The organism is Streptococcus minor DSM 17118, from assembly GCF_000377005.1.
Classification (GTDB): Bacteria; Bacillota; Bacilli; order Lactobacillales; family Streptococcaceae; genus Streptococcus; species Streptococcus minor.
In genome coordinates this window covers 26,079-51,275 of record NZ_AQYB01000030.1, presented here as the reverse complement: position 1 = coordinate 51,275, position 25,197 = coordinate 26,079, and the positions used below count along the sequence as shown (strand labels likewise).

Here is a 25,197-nt window from a genome sequence, read left to right as displayed (position 1 = left end):
AACAAGGTAGTCTGTTCCTGTAGAAAGAGGGGGTATTAGGTTTCAAGAGAGTGTATAGTGTAGAAAGATCTTGTTTGGAGATGCTGGGCTAATTTGTTGGAGGTAATGGCTATGAAAAAAACTGTAAACAAAACGATGCGTTGGTTGGTATGGCTCGTATTCTTTAACTTCCTTTTTTTAGGCGGTCTTATTGCTGGCTGTAGCAAGAAAGAGCAGTCGATTACGTTAACGGTTTGGCATGTCTATGGTGGACAGACAGACTCTCCCTTGAATGTCATGATTGAGGAGTTTAATCAGACGGTGGGAAAAGAAAAGGGCATTACTTTACAAGTTACCCAAGTTTCAAATACCAACACGATACATAAAGCGGTTTTGGCAGCCTCTAAAAATGAACCTGGTGCTGCTGATCTTCCTGACTTGTTTATTTCTTATCCTAAGACCTTGTTAGCTATGTCGGATTCTTCGGTACTGGTTGATTTCCAAGATTATTTTTCCGAGGAAGAACTTTCATCCTTTGTTCCAGCATTCTTGCAAGAAGGGATGATTGACGAGGAGTTACTGGTCTTGCCAGTTGCGAAATCAACAGAGATTTTATTTGTTAATCAGACGCTCTTTGAGCGTTTTGCAACTGAAACAGGCGCAAATCTCGAACAATTGAAAACGTGGGAAGGCTTATTCCAGATGTCGAAAGAGTATCGAAAATGGACAGATCATCAGACACCGGAAGTAGTTGGTGACGGCAAGAGCTTGTTTGTTCATGATTACCACTTTAATTACCTTCAAGTTGGAATAACATCAATGGGTGAGGATTTTTTTAAAGAAGGGACGATTGCCTTTGACCAAAATTTTACGAAAGCTTGGTTACCTTATGCAAGGGCAGCCATTCAAGGTGGAATTTGGTTACAAGATGGCTATGCTACGGAACCCTTACGGACTGGAGAGATTATTGTGAGTGTTGCTTCCTCTGCCAGTGTGCTCTATTATGAAGACATTGTGACTTATCCAAATAATATCTCCGAACCAATTACTGTGCAGGCTTTCCCGATTCCTATTTTTGAAGATGGCTCTCGATTGGTGATGCAGCGTGGTGCTGGATTTTGTTTAACCAAGTCAACACCTGAGCGAGAAAAAGCGGCTAGTGAGTTTTTAAAGTGGTTAACAGAGCCAAAATGTAATGTCCGTTTTGTGACTCAAGTTGGCTATATGCCAGTGAAAAAAGATGCTTTTACTTATTTGCCAGAAGCCGTTACAAGCATGAAAAATCCGAAATATAAGAGCCTTTATGAGGCCTTTATCCAAACACAACAAGACTACTCTTTTTATACTGCTCCTCAGCTTTCTAACTACTTAGAGCTAGAAATGGAAGTTGAAAAAAATGCCCGTAAAATTCTCAGAGAGGCGAGGGAAAATTATGTGGCGGAGGTTGCTAGTTGGAAAGGTCTATCAGCAGAGGAAAAGGAGTCAAGAGAAGAACAATTAGCCCAGCAACTGGCATTAGAATCACTAGCGAATTTTCAAGATATGATAGAACAGTTTCAGGAATAAAAAAGGATGACAAAATAGGCGAAGAATGGGATGTGGAGGGACGATATGAAAAGGAGATTGCATGAACTAAGACACCTGCTCTTCATGTTCAACAAGGGCAATATTACCCTGCGAAGCAAACTCTTAGCATACTTGCTGTTTATGTCTTTGACAGCTTTTGGCATTTTAATACTGGTGCTGGCTACCTCAGGAGCAATTTTTAATTTTGAACATCAAGTCAGACAAGTATTGGAAATAAAAGCCAATCAAACAGCGGCATCTGTCCAAGATGTAATGGATATTATGACTGGCTATGGGGACAATATGGCTAGGAACCTTAGTCATCAAATAGAGTATCAACTCGAAGAGCATGGATTAAAAACAGTCGAAGGCCTGGACAATCAGCCAGAGATTTTATTAGACATACAGAAAGATTTTTTTGCAGAACTTAATACAACATTAAAGGTGACACGCAGTAGTGGCACCTATGCGACTCTAAATGCAACAATAAATACAGAGGCACCACATGCTGAGAAGTATCGCAGCGGTGTTTATCTGAGATTGGCCAATGTGGGGCATCATGTTCAGCTAGATCCAGATATTTTCTATTTCAGGGGAATTCCTGATATCGCTAGAGAAAAGGGATTAGAACTACATAACCGCTGGAACTTGGAGTTTGATATTGATGCATTTCCAGAATTCACAGAATGTTTCCAAGCCAAGCAGAAGTCAGGTTTTTGGACAGATAGTCGCCGAATACAGGATAGCTGGGAGAAGGCTATGTTTTATCATGCCCCTCTTTACGGCAGTCAAGGTGAGTTCTATGGTGTTTGTGGTGTAGAGCTGAGCGATCTATACATGAAACTATCTTATCCAGTCGTTGAAACAGAGTTTGGTCCTGCAATGACAGTAATGGCGCCCTTGGAAAAAGATCAATTAGAGATTGGGAAAGGTCTGGTTGGAGGTTCGACACCAACTTGGAACGATAGGCATCTCTCCTTAGTAGAAAACAACAATAGCGAACTCACTTATTATCAAGATGGTGTCGATAGCTATTTGGGGATTGAAAAGCCAGTCTCAATCGCAGGAAAGGAAGAGCAGAATTGGAAAGTGGTCGTTTTAATCCCCCACAGAATTTATATGGAACGTGTATCGGAGCATAGAGCTAGGCTAATCTTATCTGTCTTTCTTTTTATTCTATGTATGGGGACCATGTCTCTCATTATTTCGAGAAAATTTGTTCATCCAATTGTCAAAGGTTTGGAGTTTATTCAAACACAAAAGGACTATTCTACTTTCAGTACGGGAATTTCAGAACTGGATGTTCTTATTCGATTTTTGGAATCGCAACCACATGCAGAACAGCTTTCAGACCGAGGATTGCCAGAAGATATTGAGGAATTACTAGTGCGTTTTTCAGATGGAATCAAAACATTATCGGCTGCTGAGTACCATGTTTTTCATTTTTACTTGGAGGGACACAGTGTTTCCCAAATTCCAGAGTTAGCTTTTATCAGCATGAGTACAGTGAAAAAGCACAATCGCAATATCTATACAAAGCTAGGAATTTCTTCTAATGATGAATTACTCCTGTTGATTGATTTATTCAGAAGGTGTGGACGGATAGAGGAATTACACAGGCAGGAGTAGCCAAAATCGTAAAAAATGAATGGTATACCAGGTATACTTTTTCCAAAAGTAGTGGAAAAGTATCCTGGGTACCATTTTTTTCTTATAAAAACTAAAGTAAACTGATGGTGTAGAAAGCAGATGGCAAGGAGTTTGTAGGGCAAGAGCAGTGGGGAAGCGAGGTGATAGCGTGCGAAAGATTATTGCAGGAAAATTGGAGGACTGCTCAACAGAAGATGTATTTTGTTTTGCACTTACCTGCGAAGTGTGTGGTCGTGTATGGAAAAGCTCCTTAAAACGCTTCACAAAAGCGGGTGAATCCCCGACAGCAGAAGGGAGGAGGATTATTTACCAGAAAGTCTATCAGAGAGAGCAAGAACGCGCCAAAATTCAGGCTATTCAAGAAGCGATGAATCGATTTAGCCTTTGTCCAATCTGTGAGCGGTTAAGTTGTGACCATTGTTTTTTAGTCTGCGATGATATTGATATGTGCTGTCAGTGTGCAGAAAAATTGCAGGCAGTTGGTAGTGCTGTTCGGAAAAAAATGGATTTGGAGAGTGGGTAATCAGTTCTTTTCCAGTGTCTATTTTTAGTAAATCAGCTTCATAGTTGACAAAATCTCTATGCAATCGTTAGCTAGAGATTCAGAAAGACTACACCTATAGAGAGGAGGTATACTGCTGACCATACAAAATGAGCATGATGCTGGTTGTAATGAGAACACTACAGTGATTATCATTGGAAGAAAGGAGAAACTAGATGAAAAAATACGAGGTTTTAGGTGGGAATCTACCTGTTGTTATCTGCGAATTAGAAGCCGGAGAGTCCATGATTACAGAGAGCGGCAGTATGAGTTGGATGAGTCCTAATATGAAAATGGAAACAGTTTCTGGTGGTGGAATGAAAAAAATGCTGGGTCGTCTAGTATCTGGAGATTCTGTATTTCAAAATAAATACACTGCAGAAGGTCAGGATGGGATGATTGCATTTGCCTCAAGCTTTCCTGGTGATATTAAGGCATTACAAATTTCTCCAGGAAAATCAATCATTGTCCAAAAGAGTGCCTTTCTTGCATCAGAAACGGGTGTGGAATTATCCATGCACTTCCAGAAAAAATTAGGAAAAGGAATATTTGGTGGTGAAGGCTTTGTGATGCAAAAGTTAAGTGGCAATGGCATAGCTTTTATCGAAATTGATGGTCATGCTCAAGAGTATGATTTAGAAGCTGGTCAAGAATTGCTGGTGAGTACCGGCTACTTGGCAGCAATGGATGAAACTTGCACCATGGATGTTGTGGCTGTGAAAGGAGCCAAAAACATGTTATTAGGTGGTGAAGGTATCTTTAATACAGTCGTGAGAGGACCAGGGAAAGTATACCTACAAACTATGCCAATTAGCAATGTTGCAGAGCTCTTAAGTCCCTATTTTACAAATAAATAATAACAATTGAAAAGGAGAGATGACGAATGAAAAAGAAGATAAGCTGGTTATTGGGCACAATCATCATGCTGGCCTTAGTGCTATTGAGCGCATGTGGTGGAGCAACTGCTGAGAAAAGTCCTTATGAAGGAAAGTGGGTCGGAGTTGTTCTAGAAGGCTATGGCGTCGTAGAACCTGTTGAAAAAGCCTTGGGTGAAGCAATGGCCATCGAAGTGAAAAATGGAGGGAAAGCCGTCCTGACATTTGGTGAAGAAACTGGAAGCGGTAAATGGACTGTTGAGGATAACCAGATAACATTTGATATAGATGGAGTTGAAATGGTTGGGGTCATTGAAGAGAACATTTTTACCATTGATGACATATTTGGTATGGGTGTAAAGGTTATCTTTGCAAAAGAAGGTAGTGATGAAGCCAATCCAGAAATTTATATGAAGGAATAAAGCTGATGAAAAGAAAGACGTCTTCAATTAGACTCAGAGATGAATGATGACGAGGGGAATCATGTGGATGGTATGGTAGGTATAAAGAGCATACTGTACAAAGTAGCCTTGCGTCCTATATCTCTTGTGGCCTTTTTGCTAGTCTTAGTAGATAGGAGGGAAGAAGATTGAAAAAACATGTACGGCTGATGATATGCATTCTTATGAGTGTAATGGTGCTAGTGGCCTGTGGTCAGAAAACGCCGAAAGTAGATCAAAATCAACCAGAAGTAGAATTTACAGACCGGGAGAAACTAGATATGGGTTTTCTTCAGGTTTATATTCCGAAGACATGGCAATATGATAAAGAAAAAATGCAAAAAACTGACAGCTTTTCCGTTGTAACATTCTTTGATGGAGAGCAAGCAGACAGCTCCACTAGCACAGTAAAAGTGGAAGCAACTAAAGAAGATACTTATCAGTTTAGAAGCAAACTGTTTACGAATGCTGTAGATTTAAAAGATTATGCAGACGGAAAAGTAAAAACGACTGCTATAGGAAATGCAGAGTATGTGAATCTACCTGAAAAGTATGGACAGACTCTCTATATGTATCGTCATACACCGTCAGGTATTTCTTATACAATTAGTGTCAAAGGAGAGAAAGACAATGATGTTATTCAAGAATTGTTTGAAGGAATCATTGTCGATTTGAAAGATACTGGCAATAAGGAAGCCCCATGGCCTTGGGACGGTCAGGCGATAGCACCTGAAGTTGAAAAACAGATGGTAGGCACCTATACCATTTCTCCGAAATTCATTCCTTTTGATGAGCCAGAAACCAACTTTCATTCCACAGATCATCGGTTTATGAAGTATGAAAACCAATTGTTTCTCCTGTTTCAACATGATCTCCATACCTATGAATGGAAAGAGAAAGGCTTGAAACATGTTTCCACATTGGAATTGGATGATGAATATGAATATGTGTCATTAGGTAAGGATGGAATGCTTTATCTATCACAAGGTGTTTTCGAAGTCATCGGTGTAAAAGATGGAAAGAAGGCGCTCCAAACAACAGTTAAGGGTGATTTGGCGATGCACCCTTCGGGTGATTGGGGTATCAGCTTCTGGAGCAGTACCGATCCACAAAAGGTGACCGACCAAAATGGAAATTTAACCGCAGAACCCTGGATATTGACCGGTTTGAACGACGATGCCAATCGTCAAGGTCCGTTCTCTAGCATAGATAATGTGGAAATCACACAACAATACATCATGGTTGCTGGGAAAATAGCCGATGAAGATGATGCGACTAAAATCATTGTGTACAGCCATGACGGCAATCCGCTATTCACATTAGGAGGTGGTGGCTCCCAACATGATGATTTGTTAGGTTTCATTACAGGGATGGCTGAAACAGAAAATGGTTTTGTAGCTATTGATGGGAATATGCGTGAGATTCAATTTTGGACCAAGGATGGCACTCATATTGGTTCAATCGATTCAGACGATCTATTTGGAACCAATTACCCATGGCTGGAAGATATGCAACGGCTAGAAGATGGGGAGATACTAGTCATGTTAACTCAGAAAAGAGAGGACCATTCTGCTGAAGAAGTCTTGCTCTTTAGTTTCACAGGTTTCTAAAACCTTACGAGATATGAGAGCTAGACCTCCTTTTATGGAAGTAAGCTTAATGTAGGTTGAATGTTCTAGGAACATTGACAGATATTCGGATGATAAGAGAGGACTGTTAACCTCCCTGTCCTCTTGCTGTCTAAGAGACAAATGTCTATCCGATATCAAGTTAGATTGATGAAACAATTCATTTTTTGAAGGTTTCGTCAATCTTTTTTTGGGCTTAAAAATGCTAGAACGGCTATCTTTTTCTGTATCATACTGAGTTATTTGTTAGAGTACATGAGATTGAGTGGTTAAGATTTAGGTAGAAAAAGTGTTGACTTGAACGCTTTACCGCATCTTCGGTGTTTCTTGGCCTTGCTTTCGATTTGATTTTTGTTATAATAGAACATATTAAAAAATGAGGTGAAGAGAATGGGACAATTTATTTTTCCAGTGTTAATGTTGGGCTTGCTAGGTTGGATGGTATTTTCTCAAAAGAAACAGCAACAAAACCGTGTCAACGCCCTTAACCAAATTAAAAAAGGTGATGAAATCGTCACTATTGGTGGTCTATATGGTATCGTAGATGAAATCAATGACCAAAAAGTAGTTTTGGACATCGATGGCATCTACCTAACTTTTGACCGCTCTGCCATCCGTAACCGTGTCACAGAAGCGGCGTCAATTGTTCCAGTAGAGGCTGCGATTGAGGGAACCAACGAAGAGAGCGACAGCGCTATCGAAGAATAACAGTGGTTATTCTTTTTTTGTTAAAAGGGCTATGAGGAAAAGGAAGATGAATTACAAGGAATTGTTAGAATCTGGTGAGCCTATTTACCACGAAAGTGAACGCTTCAAACATTTTAAAAATCCAGCGACATCAGAGCGCTATTTTGCAAACTATATCAGCTATAAACGGATGCCTAGTCTATCTGATTTGGAGGCAGACTTGGCCTACTTGGCGCAAGAGCAAGCAAGGTATATCAGTGACTATGCTCTCCTTTTCTTTGTAGAGAATGAGGAACTTTCGGTAGAAATGGCAGATTATCTAAAAAAACTGGGATTTGACTGTTGCAAGAATCTTATTTTTACTAGCCCTGTTGAGGATTTACAACTGACACTTCGAGACTTGGGAGGGATTCGGATTGTAGAGTTGGATGAAGAATACTTGGATGCCTACCTAGAAGCTTCCTATCAGCATCATTTGCAATATGGTTCAGCCTATGCTGATCAGATGTTGGCTGACAATCGCAGCCATCTGTTAACTAATAACTCAAAAGTCTATCTGGCCTTGGATGGGTCAAGGATAGTTGGATCTGTTACGGCTTGGTTTTTCGGGGATTATGTAGAGATTGATGATTATCAGGTAGATGAGGCCTATCAAGGTCGTGGCATCGGCACAGCTCTCCAATTAGCTGCTTTGAAGAACCAGAAACAAGCAATCTTGATTGCAGAAGAAGTCAACCGAGCGATGTACCATCATCAAGGGTACGAGGAAGTAGCTTTCTATTGGACAAGCTTACGCAGTAACAGTCGCCATAGAACGGATCACTAAATCACCTGTTCTGGCTTATCACTCGTTGTCGGACATGTTGCATCTCTTGAAATTATGTTATAATAGTATGATTATAACTAATGAGGAAAAATGATGTTTACCTTTGGTTTTAGAAAAAAAGAAAAAGATGAGCTAGTGTTGGACATTCCCAAGCATATTGCAATCATCATGGATGGAAATGGTCGTTGGGCCAAAAAGCGGATGCAACCTCGGATTATGGGACATAAGGCAGGGATGGATGCCTTGCAAAAAGTGACGAAGGCTGCATCAGATATGGGAGTTAAGGTGCTGACAGTTTATGCCTTTTCGACAGAAAACTGGAGCAGACCTGAAAAGGAAGTAAAATTCATCATGAATTTACCTGTGGAATTTTACGATAAGTATGTGCCTGATCTACATGCTAACAATGTCCGTATCCAGATGATTGGAGATCATGACCGCTTGCCTGAAGCAACCATGACAGCTCTCTATAGGGCTGAAAATAAGACCAAGAACAATACTGGTTTGATTCTGAACTTTGCTCTCAACTACGGAGGACGAGATGAAATCACCAAGGCAGTTCGCTCGATTGTACAGGATACTTTGGATGCCAAGTTTAACCCTGGGGATATTGATGAAGAATTGATTGCAGACTATCTTTATACGGGTTGCTTGCCGGATAAGCTAAGAGACCCAGATTTAGTGATTCGGACTAGTGGTGAGCAACGTCTCAGCAACTTTTTACCCTGGCAAACAGCCTATAGCGAGCTCTATTTTACAGATATAGCTTGGCCGGATTTTGATGAGATAGCCTTGCGGACAGCTATCGAAGAATACAACCGCCGCCATAGACGTTTTGGTGGTATCTAAGGAGAAAGAAATGAACAGAGATTTACAAAAACGGGTCATTTTTGGTGCGCTCGCCTTGGTGGTTTTCATTCCACTTTTAATTAAGGGTGGGGTCATTTTTCAGCTCTTTATCGGCTTTCTAGCCATGATTGCGACAGCTGAGTTGCTTAAGATGAACCGCTTATTGCCTAGTTCGATTGAAGGGATATTGGCCATGTTGGCTGCTCTAGTCTTGACCCTGCCACTGGAGACTTATCTTTCATTTCTACCGACTGATGGTAACTATGTCGCCTTTGGTATTGTGGTTTTTCTCTTGCTTGGATCGATTGTCTTTAATATTGGACAGTATTCCTATGCAGATGTTGTCTATCCGATTGCCTCTAGTTTTTATGTAGGAATTGGCTTTCACAACCTAGTGGTTGCTCGGATGGATAGCCTCAACAAGGTTTTCTTTGCACTTCTTATCGTCTGGGCGACAGACACAGGTGCCTATCTGATTGGTCGCCAGATTGGTCGTCACCGGCTCATGCCACGTGTTTCTCCCAATAAGACAATAGAAGGTTTTATCGGTGGCATTTTGTCAGCTGTCACTGTATCAGCTGTATTTCTCATTTTGGATAAGCAAGTGGTGACCGGCTACTCCTTTGGTGTAACCTTGCTCTTGGTGGCAATCTTTTCTGTTTTTGCCCAGTTTGGAGATTTGGTGGAAAGTGCCATCAAACGGCACTTCGGTGTTAAAGATTCGGGGAAAATGATTCCAGGTCACGGTGGTATTTTGGACCGCTTTGATAGTTTGATTTTTGTCTTCCCTATCATGCATTTTTTCGGTCTATTTTAAGGAGATTCTATGCAGGGAATTATTGCATTTATATTTATATTTGGTGTCATCGTGGTGGTTCACGAGTTCGGACATTTCTATTTTGCTAAAAAGGCTGGCATTCTGGTACGGGAATTTGCAATCGGAATGGGACCTAAAATCTTTGCCCATATTGGAAAAGATGGAACAGCCTATACTATCCGGATGCTCCCCCTTGGTGGCTATGTTCGCATGGCAGGATGGGGAGAGGATAAAACGGAGATTAAGACGGGAACACCAGCCTCTTTGAGTCTTAATGAAAAAGGGATTGTGACCCGTATCAATCTGTCTGAAAAAATTCTGGACAATACCAGTCTACCCATGAATGTGACCAGTTTTGATTTTGAGGATCAGTTGATTCTAACAGGTTTGGTCTTGGATGAAAGTAAGACTTTCAAGGTTGACCATGATGCGACCATCATTGAAGAAGATGGAACGGAGGTGCGGATTGCACCGCTAGATGTCCAGTATCAAAATGCTAGCATCTGGGGTCGCTTAATGACAAACTTTGCTGGTCCTCTTAACAACTTTATATTAGGTGTTTTAGCCTTTATTCTCTTTTTCTTTCTCCAAGGTGGTGTTCCAGATGTGAGTACCAATCAAGTAACTGTTACGGATGGTGGTGCCCTTCAGGCAGCCGGTGTGAAAACAGGTGCTAGGATATTGGAAATCAATGGAAAAGAAGTGGCTGACTACGAAGTATTATCTTCGATTCTTGCTCAAGTCAATGAGGATGCCAAGGAGGCTCCAGTGCTGGATTTGGTAGTCGAAGAAAATGGTAAAGAAAGCAATCTTCAAATTACGACCATAAAGGATCAGGGCTACTATCGACTCGGTGTTTCGCCTCATTTGAAGTCCGGTTTTGTCGAAACAGTTGTTGGTGGCTTCCGTGAGGCTGGAGCCACTGCTCTTTTGATTGTCAATGCTCTGAAAAATCTCATTGCTAGCTTTGATGTCAAACAACTAGGTGGTCCAGTAGCTATTTACAACGTCAGCTCTCAGGCGGCTGAAGGAGGGATTCTCCCTGTTTTGAGGCTGTTGGCTATGCTGTCCATCAATCTGGGTATCTTTAATTTGATTCCTATTCCAGCCCTAGATGGCGGTAAAATCCTTATCAATCTGATTGAGGCTATCCGTCGCAAACCACTCAAACAGGAAACAGAGTCCTATATTACTCTAGCTGGTGTTGCTATTATGGTGTTGCTCATGCTGGTTGTGACCTGGAATGATATCATGAGAGTATTTTTCTAACAATAGACAACGGATAATGAAAATTTAGTAACTTAATTGAAAGGAAGTTTTCGTTCTAAACTGCTTGGTTTAGAATGGAATCAGGCGGAAGCTTGCATAGATACGTTCAGTCGTGGCTGTCATTCCAGACTCTTCGACTGTTTCGCTTAGCTGCTACTTCTTACGCCTGTTGTATCTTAATTATGAAACAATCTAAAATGATAATCCCGACGCTTCGGGAGATGCCTTCGGATGCTCAGGTAATTAGCCATGCTCTCATGGTACGAGCAGGTTATGTTCGCCAAGTATCGGCTGGTATTTATAGCTATTTACCATTAGCCAACCGTGTTATTGAGAAAGCCAAGACGATTATGCGCCAAGAGTTTGACAAAATCGGAGCTGTTGAGTTTCTAGCTCCTGCTCTCTTGTCGGCAGATATTTGGAGAGAGTCAGGTCGTTACGATACATACGGAGACGACCTCTACAAGCTCAAAAACCGCGAAGGTTCGGACTTTATCTTGGGACCAACTCACGAAGAAACTGTAACTCTTTTAGCTCGAGATGCGGTCAAGTCCTACAAGCAGTTGCCGCTCAATATCTATCAAATCCAGCCTAAGTATCGTGATGAAAAGAGACCTCGAAATGGGCTTTTGCGCGGTCGTGAGTTTATCATGAAAGATGGCTACAGTTTCCATGCAAATTATGAAAGTCTCGATGTGACCTATAATGATTATAAGACAGCCTATGAAGCCATTTTCACGCGCAGCGGTCTTGATTTCAAGGCTATTATCGGTGATGGTGGTGCTATGGGTGGTAAGGATAGCCAAGAATTTATGGCTATTACTCCAGATCGAACGGACCTCAATCGTTGGTTGGTCTTGGATAAGTCAGTTGGTTCTTTGGAGGAGATTCCAGAAAATGTATTGGCTGAAATTCGCTCAGAGCTATCTGCCTGGATGGTGTCTGGCGAGGATACCATTGCCTATTCTAGCGAGTCAGACTATGCAGCGAACTTAGAGATGGCTACTAGCGAATACAAACCTTCTGGTAAGATTGTTACAGAAGCAGATTTGGTCAAGGTTGAAACGCCAGACTGCAAGTCCATCGATGAGGTAGCAGCTTTCTTACAGATACCGACAGAAGAAACCATCAAAACAATGGTCTTCAAAGCAGATGGAGAACTGGTTGTAACGCTCTTAATGGGCAATGATCAAGTTAACGATGTCAAATTGAAGAATTACCTTGGTGCAGACTTCTTCGATGTAGCAGATGAGGCTGAAGTACAGGCTATCTTTGGGGCTAGATTTGGCTCACTTGGTCCGGTTGGTCTCCCAGACAATATTCAGATTATTGCGGACCGCAAGGTTCAGGATATAAAAAATGCTGTTGTTGGGGCTAATCAAGATGGTTATCATTACACGGGTGCCAATGCCGGTCGTGATTTCCAAGTGAGCGAATATGTAGATATTCGCGAAGTTAAGGAAGGAGAAGTGTCTCCTGATGGCCAGGGAGTATTGCAGTTTGCGCGTGGTATTGAGATTGGCCATATTTTCAAGCTAGGCACTCGGTATTCAGACAGTATGAAAGCCCACGTTTTGGATGAAAATGGACGTAGTGTGCCAATTATCATGGGTTCTTATGGTATAGGAGTCAGTCGTCTCTTGTCCGCTGTCTTAGAGCAACATGCTCGCTTATTTGTCAATAAGACACCTAAAGGCGATTTTCGTTATGCTTGGGGTATCAACTTCCCTAAAGAATTAGCACCATTTGATGTGCATCTGATTCCGGTGAATGTCAAGGATGAAGAAGCTATGACGCTGACAGCTAGTATCGAAAGCAACTTACTAACAGCTGGTTATGAAGTGTTGACAGATGACCGCAACGAACGGGCTGGTGTTAAGTTCTCTGATAGTGATTTGATTGGGTTGCCGATTCGCATTACTGTTGGTAAAAAGGCAGCTGAAGGCATTGTTGAAGTCAAAATCAAAGGGACAGGTGATACAGTGGAGGTCCATGTGGACCAGTTGTTGGAAACTTTGGCTATATTAACCCAAGACTTATAAGAATAGAAAAGCCTGAGGAAATCCCTCAAGCTTTTTCTTCTATCTGACCGCCCCTCTTTTCTCGAAAACGACTGATGAATGTGATAAAATAGAAATATTATGTTACCCCTAGAAAAGAAAGTTCTTTGGGTACAAAATAGGGAGACTCTATGTCAGATAAATTTCAGCTTCTTTTAGAGCAGATTGGCATGCCGCTTGAGTTACGAGAATCAGGGGCTTTTTCTGCTGGAAAAATTGAGAATGTTTTGCTTCATAAAATCAGTAAGGTCTGGGAATTTACTTTCCGCCTGCCACAGGTTTTGGACATCAGTCATTACCAGCTCTTAAAGGCACGTCTCCACAATGAATTTGCAAAGACAGGGAACCAGGCCCGCTTTCAGATAGTGACCGATAATCAAGAAATATCTGCTCAACTCTTGCAGGCTTATTATCGTCAGGCTTTTGAGGAAGAACTTTGCCAGAGTGCGGGTTTCAAATCGCTTTTTCAGGATTTGAAGGTGACGTATGAGGATAGTCAGGTCTGGATTGAAGGCCCACAAAGCGTGGATACGCTTCACTTTCGCAAGAATCATCTCCCCAATCTCATTCAACAGTTTGAGCGTTTTGGTTTTGGGCAGTTGAGGGTAGATATCCGAGTCTGTCAGGAGATGACCCAGCAGCAAGAGCAAGTCTTCCATGCTCAAAATGAACAAATATATCAAAAAGCCAATCAGGAGAATCTGGAAGCCCTGGAACAACTAGCTCAGATGACTCCGCCGCCTGTGTCAGAAGCTCAGCCAGTTGGAGGGAATTTCCAAGACTTTAAGAAGAAAAAAGTAGCTCGACCTTCTCTGGACAAAGAACCTATCACTCCGATGGTAGAGGTGGAGACAGAAGAAAATCGTCTGGTTTTTGAAGGCTTAGTCTTTGAAGTAGAGCAAAAAACAACTCGAACAGGTCGTGTTATTATCAACTTTAAGATGACTGATTATACTTCCTCCTTCAAACTGCAAAAATGGGCAAAGGATGAAGAGGATGCTCAGAAGTTTGATATGATCAAAAAGGGCAATTGGTTGCGGGTTCGTGGGAATATCGAAACGAACATGTATACGCGGGATTTGACCATGAATGTTCAAGATGTACAGGAAGTTAAGAAAGAAATCCGTAAGGATTTGATGCCGGAAGGCCAGAAGCGCATCGAGTTTCATGCTCATACCAATATGTCTACCATGGATGCTCTTCCTCCGGTGGAAGATTTGATTGCACGGGCAGCAGCATGGGGCCATAAAGCTATTGCCATCACGGACCATGCCAATGTCCAATCGTTTCCTCACGGCTACCATGCAGCTCGCAAAGCTGGGATTCAGGCTATCTTTGGCTTGGAAGCTAATCTTGTAGAGGACAGCATTCCCATCACTTTCAATGAAGTTTCGATGGATTTGAAAGAAGCAACTTATGTGGTCTTCGATGTGGAAACCACTGGGCTATCAGCCGAGCATAATAGCCTGATTCAAATTGCAGCCTCTAAGATGGAAAAGGGCAATATCATCGAACAATTTGATGAATTTATTGACCCAGGGCATCCCTTATCAGCCTTTACAACAGAGTTGACAGGAATCACCGATAACCATGTTAAGGGCTCAAAACCTCTTTTGCAGGTCTTGCAAGAATTTCAGGCTTTTTGTCAGGATGCTGTCTTAGTAGCTCATAATGCTAGTTTTGACGTAGGCTTTATGAATGCCAACTATGAGCGCCACGGTCTACCCCTGATTAGCCAACCAGTCATTGATACTCTTGAATTTGCCCGAAACCTTTATCCAGAATACAAGCGCCATGGTTTGGGGCCATTGACCAAGCGTTTCCAAGTGTCTTTGGAGCACCACCATATGGCCAACTATGATGCTGAAGCAACAGGTCGTCTTCTTTTTATCTTTATCAATGATGTCAGAGACCGTCATGGGATTACCAATCTGGTCGATTTGAATACGCGTCTAGTGCGAGAAGATTCGTATAAGAAGGCCCGTGTCAAGCATGCTACTATCTATGTGACCAATCAGGTAGGATTGAAAAATATTTTTAAGCTGGTTTCCCTCTCTAATGTCAAGTATTTCGAAGGAGTTGCGCGGATTCCAAAAACAGTCTTAGAACAGCATCGGGAAGGCTTGATACTGGGAACTGCTTGTGCAGATGGGGAGGTATTTGATACCTTGCTATCACAAGGATTTGAAGCAGCGCTGTCTGTGGTGGATGAGTATGACTTTATTGAGGTGATGCCTCCAGCTCTGTACGCCCCCCTCATTGCCCGTGATTTAATCAAGGATGAAGAGGCCATTCGTCAAATCATCCGTGATTTGATTGAACTGGGTCGTAGGAGTGGTAAACCAGTCATTGCAACAGGAAACGTCCATTATTTGGATCCTGAAGAAGAGATTTATCGTGAAATTATAGTGCGGGCTCTAGGTCAGAGTTCAATGATGAACTGGACTATTGGATCAGGCGAAGATGCTCAGCCAGCACCTCTACCGAAGGCTCATTTTCGGACGACCAACGAAATGTTGGATGAGTTTAACTTCTTGGGAGAGAATCTGGCTAGGGAAATTGTCATCACCAACCCAAATCAACTTCTAGAGTGTTTTGAAGACATCGAAGTGGTTAAAAAGGACCTCTATACTCCGTATATTGAGAGGGCAGAGGAACAGGTTGCTGAGATGACCTATGCCAAGGCCTTTGAAATCTATGGCAATCCCCTGCCAGATATCATCGACCTGCGTATCGAAAAGGAACTGTCGTCCATTTTGGGAAATGGTTTTGCTGTGATTTATCTGGCTTCACAGATGTTGGTACAACGTTCCAATGAACGAGGTTACCTAGTCGGTTCACGGGGTTCTGTCGGATCCAGCTTTGTTGCAACTATGATTGGCATTACAGAGGTCAACCCAATGCCTCCACACTATGTCTGTCCGAACTGTCAGCACTCAGAGTTTATTACCGATGGTTCTTACGGTTCTGGATTTGATATGCCTGATAAGAACTGTGAAAAATGTGGACATCCGTACAATAAAGATGGTCAGGATATTCCTTTTGAGACCTTCCTTGGTTTCGATGGAGATAAGGTACCCGATATCGATTTGAACTTCTCAGGTGATGATCAGCCGGACGCCCATTTGGATGTTCGAGCTATTTTTGGAGAAGAGTATGCTTTTCGGGCAGGTACCGTGGGTACTGTTGCTGCTAAAACAGCCTATGGATTTGTTCGTGGGTATGAGCGGGACTATGGTAAGTTTTATAAGGATGTGGAAGTAGAACGTCTGGCTGCTGGTGCGGCTGGTGTGAAGCGCACAACTGGTCAGCATCCGGGTGGTATCGTTGTTATTCCTGATTACATGGATGTTTATGACTTCACCCCTGTTCAATACCCTGCCGATGATAATACGGCTACCTGGCAAACAACCCACTTTAATTTCCATGATATCGATGAGAATATCCTCAAATTGGATGTCTTGGGTCATGATGATCCGACGATGGTTCGAAAGCTACAGCAACTATCAGGTATTGATCCAAATACCATTCCCTTTGATGACAAGGGTGTGATGGCGCTCTTTACTGGGACGGAGATTCTTGGCGTTTCACCAGAACAAATCGGAACACCGACAGGGATGTTGGGTATTCCGGAATTTGGAACCAACTTTGTTCGTGGCATGGTAGAAGAAACCCATCCAACCACTTTTTCTGAGCTGTTGCAATTATCTGGTCTATCTCATGGTACCGATGTATGGTTGGGCAATGCGCAGGATTTAATTAAGTCAGGAATTGCTAACCTATCTACGGTAATTGGTTGTCGGGATGATATCATGGTGTATCTAATGCATGCCGGTCTCCCGCCCAAGATGGCCTTTAACATCATGGAGCGTGTTCGTAAGGGACTCTGGCTCAAGATTTCAGAGGAAGAACGCAATAGCTATATCCAAGCTATGAAAGACAATCATGTACCTGACTGGTACATCGAATCTTGTGGAAAAATCAAGTACATGTTCCCCAAAGCCCATGCAGCAGCCTATGTCATGATGGCCCTGCGAGTGGCCTATTTCAAAGTGCATCATCCAATTTTTTATTATTGTGCTTATTTTTCTATCCGTGCCAAGGCCTTTGACTTGGCAGTGATGTCTGGTGGTCTGGATAAGGTCAAGGCTAAGATGGAAGAAATCTCCCTCAAGAAGAAAAACAATGAGGCTTCCAATGTCGAAAATGATCTTTACACTACTTTAGAAATTGTCAATGAGATGCTGGAACGTGGTTTCAAGTTTGGAAAACTTGACCTCTACAAGTCCGATGCGATCGAGTTTCTGATTGAAGGGGATACGTTGATTCCACCATTTGTGGCCATGGATGGTCTGGGAGAAAACGTAGCCAAGCAAGTAGTAGCGGCCCGTGCACAAGGTGAGTTTCTGTCCAAAACAGAGCTTCGCAAACGCGGAGGTCTCTCTAGCACTTTGGTCGAAAAAATGGACGACATGGGGATTCTTGGCCGAATGCCAGAAGATAACCAACTCAGTCTTTTTGATGAATTATTTTAGCAATATACACTAGAAATAGTAACCATAAATGACATGTTTACCTGATAGTCTTTTTTATCTTCAATTCTGGTAAACGTCCTAAAATATGGTACAATGTTCTAGTATTATGATTTAAAGGAGAATTTCATGGTTTTACCAAATTTCAAAGAAAACCTAAAAAAATATGCCCATCTCTTAGTTAAGCAGGGTATCAACGTACAGCCAGGTCATACTGTGGCCTTGACTATTTCCGTTGAGCAGGCTGAATTGGCTCGTCTGTTGGTGCAAGAAGCTTATGCTCTTGGAGCTGTCGAGGTCCTAGTGACATGGACAGATGAGTTTGTAACCCGCCAGAACTACCTCCATGTACCAGAGGAACGTTTGGAGAACATCCCTCAATACCGAGTGGAAGAGATGAACTATGTTTTGGATAAGAAAGCTAGTCGCTTGGGGATTTTATCATCAGCTCCAGATGCACTAAGTGGCGTGGATCCAGAAAAATTGTCCAAAGCCACTCGTGCTCTTAATATCGCTTTAAAACCACTTCGTTTAGCTAGCCAAGCCAACAAGATTAGCTGGACTCTAGGTGCGGCTGCAGGTGCAGCTTGGGCTAAACAAGTCTTTCCAGAAGCAGCTAGCGAAGAAGAAGCTGTTGATTTACTTTGGGACCAAATCTTCAAGACTTGCCGTGTCTATGAAGAAGATCCAGTACAAGCTTGGGTAGAGCATGAAGCACGCTTAGATGAGAAGGCTGCTATTTTGAACAAAGAGCAGTTTGTGAAATTACACTACCGTGCACCGGGTACAGATTTGGTATTGGGAATGCCAAAACATCATGTCTGGGAATCTGCTGGTTCTGTCAATGCTCAGGGAGAACACTTTGTGGCCAACATGCCAACAGAGGAAGTTTTCACAGCTCCAGATTTTCGAGTTGCAGATGGTTATGTGACCTCAACGAAACCACTCAGCTACAATGGAAACCTAATCGAAGGAATTAAGGTAACCTTTGAAAACGGTCAAATTACTGATGTTTCAGCTGAAAAAGGTGATGAGGTCATGAAGAAATTGGTCTTTGATAATCGTGGCGCACGTGCCTTGGGAGAAGTTGCCTTGGTGCCAGATAAGAGCCCGATTTCTCAATCTAATATCACTTTCTTGACCACCCTCTTTGATGAGAATGCTTCCAACCACTTGGCTATCGGTGCAGCCTATGCTTTCTCTATTGAAGGTGGAACAGAAATGTCTGAAGAAGAGCTAGAAGCAGCAGGGATGAACCGCTCTGATGTCCATGTAGACTTTATGATTGGTTCTGATAAGATGGACATTGACGGAATTCGCGAAGATGGTACCGTCGTTCCTATCTTCCGCCAAGGAGACTGGGCGATTTAACTTGAGTTGACAAGAATATATAAAAAGAGTTCTGCTATTAGCAGAACTCTTTTTGGAGATCTAGTTTAATATCTGTGTACCTGATTACTCAATAATCAACATCCCATCTTTCACAGCTAATGGATGCTCTGGATCAATCCGGTCGTAGAACATGATACCGTTGATATGGTCAATTTCATGCTGAACCACAATGGCATTGAAGCCCTTGAGCTTGAGCTTTTTCTTTTCGCCCTCTTTGTCAAAGTACTCAACAGTGATGCGAGCGTGTCGGATGACATAGCCTGGGACCTCGCGATCTACGGATAGGCAACCTTCGCCACCTTCAATAGCGGCTTCTTGGACAGAGTGGGAAATGATACGAGGATTATACATGATTTCCTGCAGTGAATAGGCTTCTGGAGGTGGATTGCCTTCCTGATCCTCTGGATTGGGGACTAGGACAGCGATGATACGGCGACTAACATCCAGCTGAGGAGCTGCAAGCCCTACACCACCGCGTAAGTTCATTTTTTCTGCCATAACAGGATCTTGGGAATGTTTCAGGAATTGCAACATTTTTTCGCCAAGAATGATATCTTGATCAGATAAGGGAAGCTCCACTTCTTGTGCAGTAAGGCGTAGAGTTGGATGACCTTCACGGATAATATCTTCCATGTCGATCAGATGGGCAGGCTTGGTCAGTTTTTCAATTGCAGACATGTTCTCTCACTTTCTATTTTCAGGTATAACTTTCTATTCTCAAGTATAAATAGTATATCATGATTAGACGGATTTTTAAATAGGACAGGTCAAGGATGGATACGTAGTTTTTCTAAAACTGCCCGATCGCAAAGGAAATACCCCTTTCCTTGTTTAAGAATAATCCTTTTTTCTAAAAAAAACTTGATAGTTCGCAAGAGATGGCGGTAGCTCGTACCAAAAGAATCCGCTAGGAGATGGAGCTCTAGTTGGAAATATCCTTGGTTTTCTATGTCTAGAATATGGGTGGCGAGGCGTTCTTTAACCGAGTAGCCGATGTTGGAAGCGGCTTGGATATTTTGTTGGTAGAGACTGGTTGCTAGTCCTTTGCCCACCTTATAGAGGAAACTGACATCGCTCAATAGTTCTTGGCGGTTGTATAGGGGTAACTGAACCACCCAAACCTTCTCAAGGGGAATCACTGATGAGACAATCTTTTGGTTCGTCATCAGTTCGATATTTCCGATTAGATTGGGGCTACTAGAGATATCTAGGATATACTCCTTACCATTAAAGAGTTTGCGGACAATCTTAACTTTTCCCTTTACTACTAACGAGAGAGCGGTTAATTGCTCATCCTGTTGGCAAATAGCTTCTCCTGCTTCGTAGGTGACCAGACGGAGTTTAGGTCGGTAGCTTTCTGGGAAGACCTGGCGGGTGTGAGAGGAGGTCAGAAAGGATTGGATGAGATAGGTATCTTTAATTATTTTCATATTTATTTTTGTGACATTTGTCCTATTATTTTCTTCTGGTCTCTATTATACTAGATAAGGTAAAAAATGAAAATAAAGGTGAATCATGAAACAGATTATTGAAAAAATCAGCATTCTCTCTCTCTCTCTTATGCTGGTATCGACCTTTGCGGTCTCGCCTGCCTTACCCCAAATGATTGATTATTTTGGTCGACAAGGTTATGCGGCCAGTCAGGTGGAATTTCTAATCACCATCACCTCTCTTTTTATCATGATTAGTTTATTGGCCAATCCCATCTTTGTCCGTTTCTTATCTGATAGGGCTTTGGTGATATTGGGACTGACTCTGATGGCCTTGGGTGGATCCCTGCCTTTTCTCTTTCCCAACTATTACATGGTCTTTTTGTCTAGGACTCTTCTGGGATTGGGCATTGGTCTTATCAATGCACGGGCCATCAATATTGTAGGTCTTTTCTATCAAGGCAAGGAACGCATTCAGATGATGGGCTTACGTGGCTCTTTTGAGGTTTTGGGTAGTGCTAGTTTGACTATTTTGGTTGGCTGGCTGAGTGGATTTGGTTGGCAAACAGCCTTTCTAGCTTATTTAGTGGCTCTTATCATTCTCTTTCTTTTTATCCGTTTTGTACCCAAGCGTGAGCTATCAACAGAAAAGACCTCACCTGATAGACCTAAGCTCACTAAGGACCTCTGGAAAATGGGTTTGAGATTAGCCTTTTTAGCTTTCTTTGTCATCAATGTCAACACCTTCACCACCATCCGTATCCCTCTTATCGTGACAGACAATCAACTGGGAACAGCGGTACAGGCCAGCTGGATTTTGGGTGGGATGCAGCTGATGGGGATTATCTCAGGAGCTCTTTTTGGTTTTTTAGTGGGCCGTCTAAAAGAGTGGCTTCTACCAGTAGCCTATGTGGCTTTTGGTCTATCTATTCTGATTGTAGCCTTTTCAACCAATCTTTTCCTGCTGGGGGTTGGAGCTATGATTTCAGGTTTCTGTTATAGTGTGGTTCTCACGATTGTCTTTAGCCAGACAGCAGAAAAAACACCACCAAGTTTGCTGATGGCGGTCATGACTGTGGTTTTAGCAGGTTGCAATATCGGAGGAGCAACAGCCTCTATTTTGCCAAACTTCCTAGAAAGTCTCAATCCCACACCAACAGGAGCCTTTGGTATCTATGCTGTCGGTTGTGCCTTGATCAGTTTGTTGTTGATTTACCAGCAATTTTCTAGAAAAAAATCTCTTTAAGTTTTCTCTAAGGTTTCCTTTAGGATTTTTTAAGGAAATACAATTATACTTCTATTATCCTAGTAATAGGAAAACAAATTTTCTTTTTCATATATCTCCTGGGAAGAACACTGAGCAATCGGTGTTTTTTCTATTTTTTAGCAATATTTTTGTTATAATAACCGTATGCGATTGGATAAATTTTTAGTGGACTGCGGAGCCGGTTCACGAACGGAAGTCAAAAAACACCTAAAAAATAAGGCAGTCATGGTCAATGGCAAAGTGGAGACATCAGCTAAGTGTCAGGTGGATGAAAAGGCTGACAAGGTTACTTTTCAAGGACAGGTTTTGCAGCATGAGACCTTTGTGTATTACTTGCTCAATAAACCCCCAGGTGTCATTTCAGCCACAGAAGATGCTAGACATAGGACAGTTTTAGACCTGCTAGATGATCCAGCGCGCCGCAAGCAGGTTTTTCCTGTAGGACGTTTGGATATTGATACCCACGGTCTTTTGCTTTTGACGAACAACGGAGACTTGGCTCATGCCATGTTATCTCCCAAAAAGCACGTGGATAAAATTTACCAAGCTCAGATTAGAGGAATCATGACTGAACAGGATGTGGAAAGATTTCGTCAAGGTATTGAACTGAAAGATATGAGATGCTTACCAGCTGAATTGGAAATTATGGAACTAGATGAAGCTAACCACACCAGTCTCGTCCGCATCACCATTCGAGAGGGGAAATTTCATCAGGTCAAACGCATGGTAGCTGCCTGTGGCAAAGAGGTTACAGACCTTCAGCGTCTCAGTATGGGGCCGTTAGTTTTGGATGAAAATCTGCCAATCGGAACGTTTCGTAGACTGACAGAGGCTGAACGAGCTAGCTTGTCAATCTTTGGTGTGGTGTTGTAGGAGTCCACTTTTTCGAGTGTATCCTTTTGAATGTTCGGTTTTCAGAACAAAATCAGCAAAAATCCTAGCTATCTCCGCTGCTTTATGCTACAATACTACAAGCGTAGGTTTTTAAACTCATCCTGTGAGGTGAGAAAGACATCAAGAAATATTGAGGGCCTATGACTACTATAATAGAACTGGGCCTTTTTGCATGCCCAGAAAAGGAGAATATATGGAAATGAAGATGCAAGTTTCGGAGCATGATGAGCGAACAGCTCTGGATTTAGATGTGTCCAAAGTAGATTTGTTATTGGATGTGGATGATAAGCCAGAGTTTGGCAAAGGGTTGCTCCTTAGTTTTCAGCACGTTTTTGCCATGTTTGGTGCAACTATCTTGGTGCCTCTTATCCTAAACATGCCCGTCTCGGTAGCCCTCTTTGCATCAGGGGTGGGAACTTTGATTTATCAAGTGGCAACCAACTTTAAGGTTCCGGTCTATCTGGGGTCATCCTTTGCCTATATTTCAGCGATGGCGGTAGCCATTAAAGCTTTGGATGGGAATGTTTCTGCAGCTCAGACAGGCATTCTCTTTGTTGGTCTTATCTATGTGCTCATTGCTAGTTTGGTAAAAGTGGTTGGTACAAAATGGATTGACACCCTTTTACCGCCTATTGTCATCGGTCCTATGATTATCATTATCGGTCTTGGTTTGGCTAATTCAGCTGTGACGAATGCTGGTTTTGTAGTAGATGGGGACTGGAAACAGATGTTAGCGGCGATTATCACTTTCCTCATCGCAGCTTTTGTTAACACCAATGGTAAAGGTTTTATCAAAATTATTCCTTTCCTTATTGCCATTATCGGTGGCTATGTCGCATCTATTTTCCTTGGATTGGTTGATTTTACGCCTGTACTAGAAGCTGCTTGGTTTGAGTTGCCTGGTTTTGTCCTGCCTTTTAAAACAGGGGTTTTCAAAAGTTTTGAACTCTACTTTGGTCCTGAGATGCTCGCTATTTTACCCATTGCTATCGTAACGGTTGCGGAGCACATCGGAGACCATACTGTGCTTAGTCAAATCTGTGGCCGTCAGTTCTTAAAGGATCCAGGGCTGAACCGTACCTTGATTGGGGATGGAGTGGCAACAGCCGTTTCAGCTTTACTTGGTGGACCAGCCAATACGACTTACGGTGAAAATACAGGGGTGGTTGGTATGACCCGTATTGCCTCAGTATCCGTCATCCGTAATGCTGCCTTTATCGCTATTGCCTTTTCTTTCTTTGGTAAATTTACAGCACTCATCTCTACTATCCCGAATGCTGTCTTAGGCGGTATGTCGATTCTTCTCTATGGAGTCATTGCTAGTAATGGCCTCAAGGTTCTCATTGAGAGACGTGTGGATTTTGGTCAGGTTCGCAATCTCATTATTGCAAGTTCTATGTTGGTTCTCGGTTTAGGTGGTGCTGTCCTTAACCTTGGTGCCTTGACACTTTCAGGTACCGCTCTTAGTGCCATTGTTGGTGTTGTGATGAATCTGATTTTACCAAAAGCAGATAGATAGAGAGCTAAATCATATTTAGATATAAATGCTAATATTAATATATATTTTTGAAAAATAAAACGTTATTTAGTAAGGATTGATTAGAAAAAATCAATCCTTTCAAGGTTGTAGTGTGTGTGAAATAGACTGCTTTAGCATGTAATTCAGAAGCTTTCCAATAATAAACGGAAACGATAGATGCCTAGAAATTTTTGGCCAGTCAAGAAAAAATACAAGTAGTTGACAAAGTGAGTAAAGACTGATAGACTAATAGAAGTCCTATGGACAATCTAGCTCATCTTGGTTGCAGGAGATGCCAACCTGCCACTCAGATTCAGCTCAAATACAAAGGAGAAATACTCATGGCAATTTCAAAAGAGAAAAAAAATGAAATCATGACACAGTACGCTCGTCATGAAGGCGATACTGGTTCAGTAGAAGTGCAAGTTGCAGTCCTTACTTGGGAAATCAACCACCTCAACAACCATATCAAACAACACAAAAAAGACCATGCAACTTATCGTGGTTTGATGAAGAAAATCGGTCGCCGTCGTAACCTCTTGGCTTACCTTCGTCGCACTGATGTAAACCGTTACCGTGACTTGATCCAATCTCTTGGACTTCGTCGTTAATTTTAGGTCTAACCCCCTTTATGCGCTGTTGGCTTGTTTTGCTGGGCTTGGTCTCTGTATTGATAAGCTGCAGGGCTATAAGGAAGTTGATGACCTAAAATATAAAGTTTGCCTATTGTAGGAAACGTTTAGATTGAAGAAAACTGTCTGTAAAGCCTGTTTCTTCAATCTTTTTTTGTGGAAAAAACGAAGTGCTCCCTATCACATTTTAGAGAATGTTCATGAAGTATGCCACTACTTTCCTATACTTATCTTGCAGTACACTTAGAGAACTCATCTCGCATCTGAACTTTCCATCAGTTGATGGGAAGTGTTTTTAATTATAATAATTCTAATTAATTGTCTTTGCAGTTCAAGAGTGCTAT

20 protein-coding genes are annotated in these 25,197 nt (G+C 42.1%); 18 read left to right on the top strand and 2 right to left on the bottom strand.

What is annotated here, in order from left to right; genetic code table 11:
• Positions 1–111: 111 nt before the first annotated feature.
• From F602_RS0103855 to F602_RS0103790, 14 genes are all read left to right on the top strand, one after another.
• Positions 112–1,545, top strand: coding sequence for an extracellular solute-binding protein (locus tag F602_RS0103855; protein WP_018166646.1), 1,434 nt, complete (start codon positions 112–114; stop codon positions 1,543–1,545).
• Positions 1,546–1,590: 45 nt separating this feature from the next.
• Complete coding sequence (locus F602_RS0103850) at positions 1,591–3,174, top strand: response regulator transcription factor (protein ID WP_169331167.1); 1,584 nt, start codon at positions 1,591–1,593, stop codon at positions 3,172–3,174.
• A 169-nt stretch (positions 3,175–3,343) separates the two neighbouring features.
• On the top strand, positions 3,344–3,718 hold the full coding sequence (locus tag F602_RS0103845) for a hypothetical protein (RefSeq protein WP_156801852.1): 375 nt from the start codon (positions 3,344–3,346) through the stop codon (positions 3,716–3,718).
• Positions 3,719–3,912: 194 nt separating this feature from the next.
• Positions 3,913–4,593, top strand: coding sequence for a TIGR00266 family protein (locus F602_RS0103840; RefSeq protein WP_018166643.1), 681 nt, complete (start codon positions 3,913–3,915; stop codon positions 4,591–4,593).
• A gap of 26 nt (positions 4,594–4,619) precedes the next feature.
• Positions 4,620–5,033: a hypothetical protein gene (locus F602_RS0103835; RefSeq protein WP_018166642.1), complete on the top strand. Its 414-nt coding sequence runs from the start codon at positions 4,620–4,622 to the stop codon at positions 5,031–5,033.
• A 167-nt stretch (positions 5,034–5,200) separates the two neighbouring features.
• Entirely contained in the window at positions 5,201–6,661 is a 1,461-nt protein-coding gene (locus F602_RS0103830; protein ID WP_156801850.1) for a hypothetical protein, read from the top strand.
• 408 nt (positions 6,662–7,069) lie between these two features.
• Positions 7,070–7,387, top strand: coding sequence for a preprotein translocase subunit YajC (gene yajC / locus F602_RS0103825; protein WP_018166640.1), 318 nt, complete (start codon positions 7,070–7,072; stop codon positions 7,385–7,387).
• Between the two features lie 46 nt (positions 7,388–7,433).
• Positions 7,434–8,192: a GNAT family N-acetyltransferase gene (locus F602_RS0103820; protein WP_018166639.1), complete on the top strand. Its 759-nt coding sequence runs from the start codon at positions 7,434–7,436 to the stop codon at positions 8,190–8,192.
• Between the two features lie 93 nt (positions 8,193–8,285).
• Positions 8,286–9,041: an undecaprenyl pyrophosphate synthase gene (locus F602_RS0103815; protein WP_018166638.1), complete on the top strand. Its 756-nt coding sequence runs from the start codon at positions 8,286–8,288 to the stop codon at positions 9,039–9,041.
• 10 nt (positions 9,042–9,051) lie between these two features.
• Complete coding sequence (locus F602_RS0103810; protein WP_018166637.1) at positions 9,052–9,858, top strand: phosphatidate cytidylyltransferase; 807 nt, start codon at positions 9,052–9,054, stop codon at positions 9,856–9,858.
• A gap of 9 nt (positions 9,859–9,867) precedes the next feature.
• Positions 9,868–11,127 (top strand): RIP metalloprotease RseP, encoded by a 1,260-nt coding sequence (rseP, locus tag F602_RS0103805; RefSeq protein ID WP_018166636.1) that lies wholly within the window; start codon positions 9,868–9,870, stop codon positions 11,125–11,127.
• A 182-nt stretch (positions 11,128–11,309) separates the two neighbouring features.
• Positions 11,310–13,169 (top strand): proline--tRNA ligase, encoded by a 1,860-nt coding sequence (locus tag F602_RS0103800; RefSeq protein ID WP_026183291.1) that lies wholly within the window; start codon positions 11,310–11,312, stop codon positions 13,167–13,169.
• A 149-nt stretch (positions 13,170–13,318) separates the two neighbouring features.
• The gene (locus tag F602_RS0103795; RefSeq protein WP_018166634.1) at positions 13,319–17,722 is read left to right on the top strand and encodes a PolC-type DNA polymerase III; all 4,404 of its coding nucleotides are present in this window, start codon (positions 13,319–13,321) and stop codon (positions 17,720–17,722) included.
• 126 nt (positions 17,723–17,848) lie between these two features.
• A complete protein-coding gene (locus tag F602_RS0103790; protein WP_018166633.1) occupies positions 17,849–19,090 on the top strand; it encodes an aminopeptidase in 1,242 nt (413 codons plus the stop codon).
• A gap of 84 nt (positions 19,091–19,174) precedes the next feature.
• Here the strand turns inward: F602_RS0103790 and def are convergent, their stop codons facing one another.
• Positions 19,175–19,789, bottom strand: coding sequence for a peptide deformylase (gene def, locus F602_RS0103785; RefSeq protein WP_018166632.1), 615 nt, complete (start codon positions 19,787–19,789; stop codon positions 19,175–19,177).
• A gap of 89 nt (positions 19,790–19,878) precedes the next feature.
• Positions 19,879–20,541: a cyclic nucleotide-binding domain-containing protein gene (locus F602_RS0103780; RefSeq protein WP_018166631.1), complete on the bottom strand. Its 663-nt coding sequence runs from the start codon at positions 20,539–20,541 to the stop codon at positions 19,879–19,881.
• 85 nt (positions 20,542–20,626) lie between these two features.
• Between F602_RS0103780 and F602_RS0103775 the strand changes: the two genes are divergently transcribed.
• From F602_RS0103775 to rpsO, 4 genes are all read left to right on the top strand, one after another.
• Positions 20,627–21,787 carry an MFS transporter gene (locus tag F602_RS0103775; RefSeq protein ID WP_018166630.1) on the top strand — a complete coding sequence of 387 codons (1,161 nt, stop codon included), beginning with the start codon at positions 20,627–20,629 and terminating at the stop codon, positions 21,785–21,787.
• A gap of 165 nt (positions 21,788–21,952) precedes the next feature.
• Complete coding sequence (locus F602_RS0103770) at positions 21,953–22,681, top strand: pseudouridine synthase (protein ID WP_026183289.1); 729 nt, start codon at positions 21,953–21,955, stop codon at positions 22,679–22,681.
• 226 nt (positions 22,682–22,907) lie between these two features.
• On the top strand, positions 22,908–24,221 hold the full coding sequence (locus F602_RS0103765; RefSeq protein ID WP_156801854.1) for a solute carrier family 23 protein: 1,314 nt from the start codon (positions 22,908–22,910) through the stop codon (positions 24,219–24,221).
• Positions 24,222–24,562: 341 nt separating this feature from the next.
• The gene (gene rpsO, locus F602_RS0103760; protein ID WP_018166627.1) at positions 24,563–24,832 is read left to right on the top strand and encodes a 30S ribosomal protein S15; all 270 of its coding nucleotides are present in this window, start codon (positions 24,563–24,565) and stop codon (positions 24,830–24,832) included.
• Positions 24,833–25,197 lie beyond the last annotated feature (365 nt).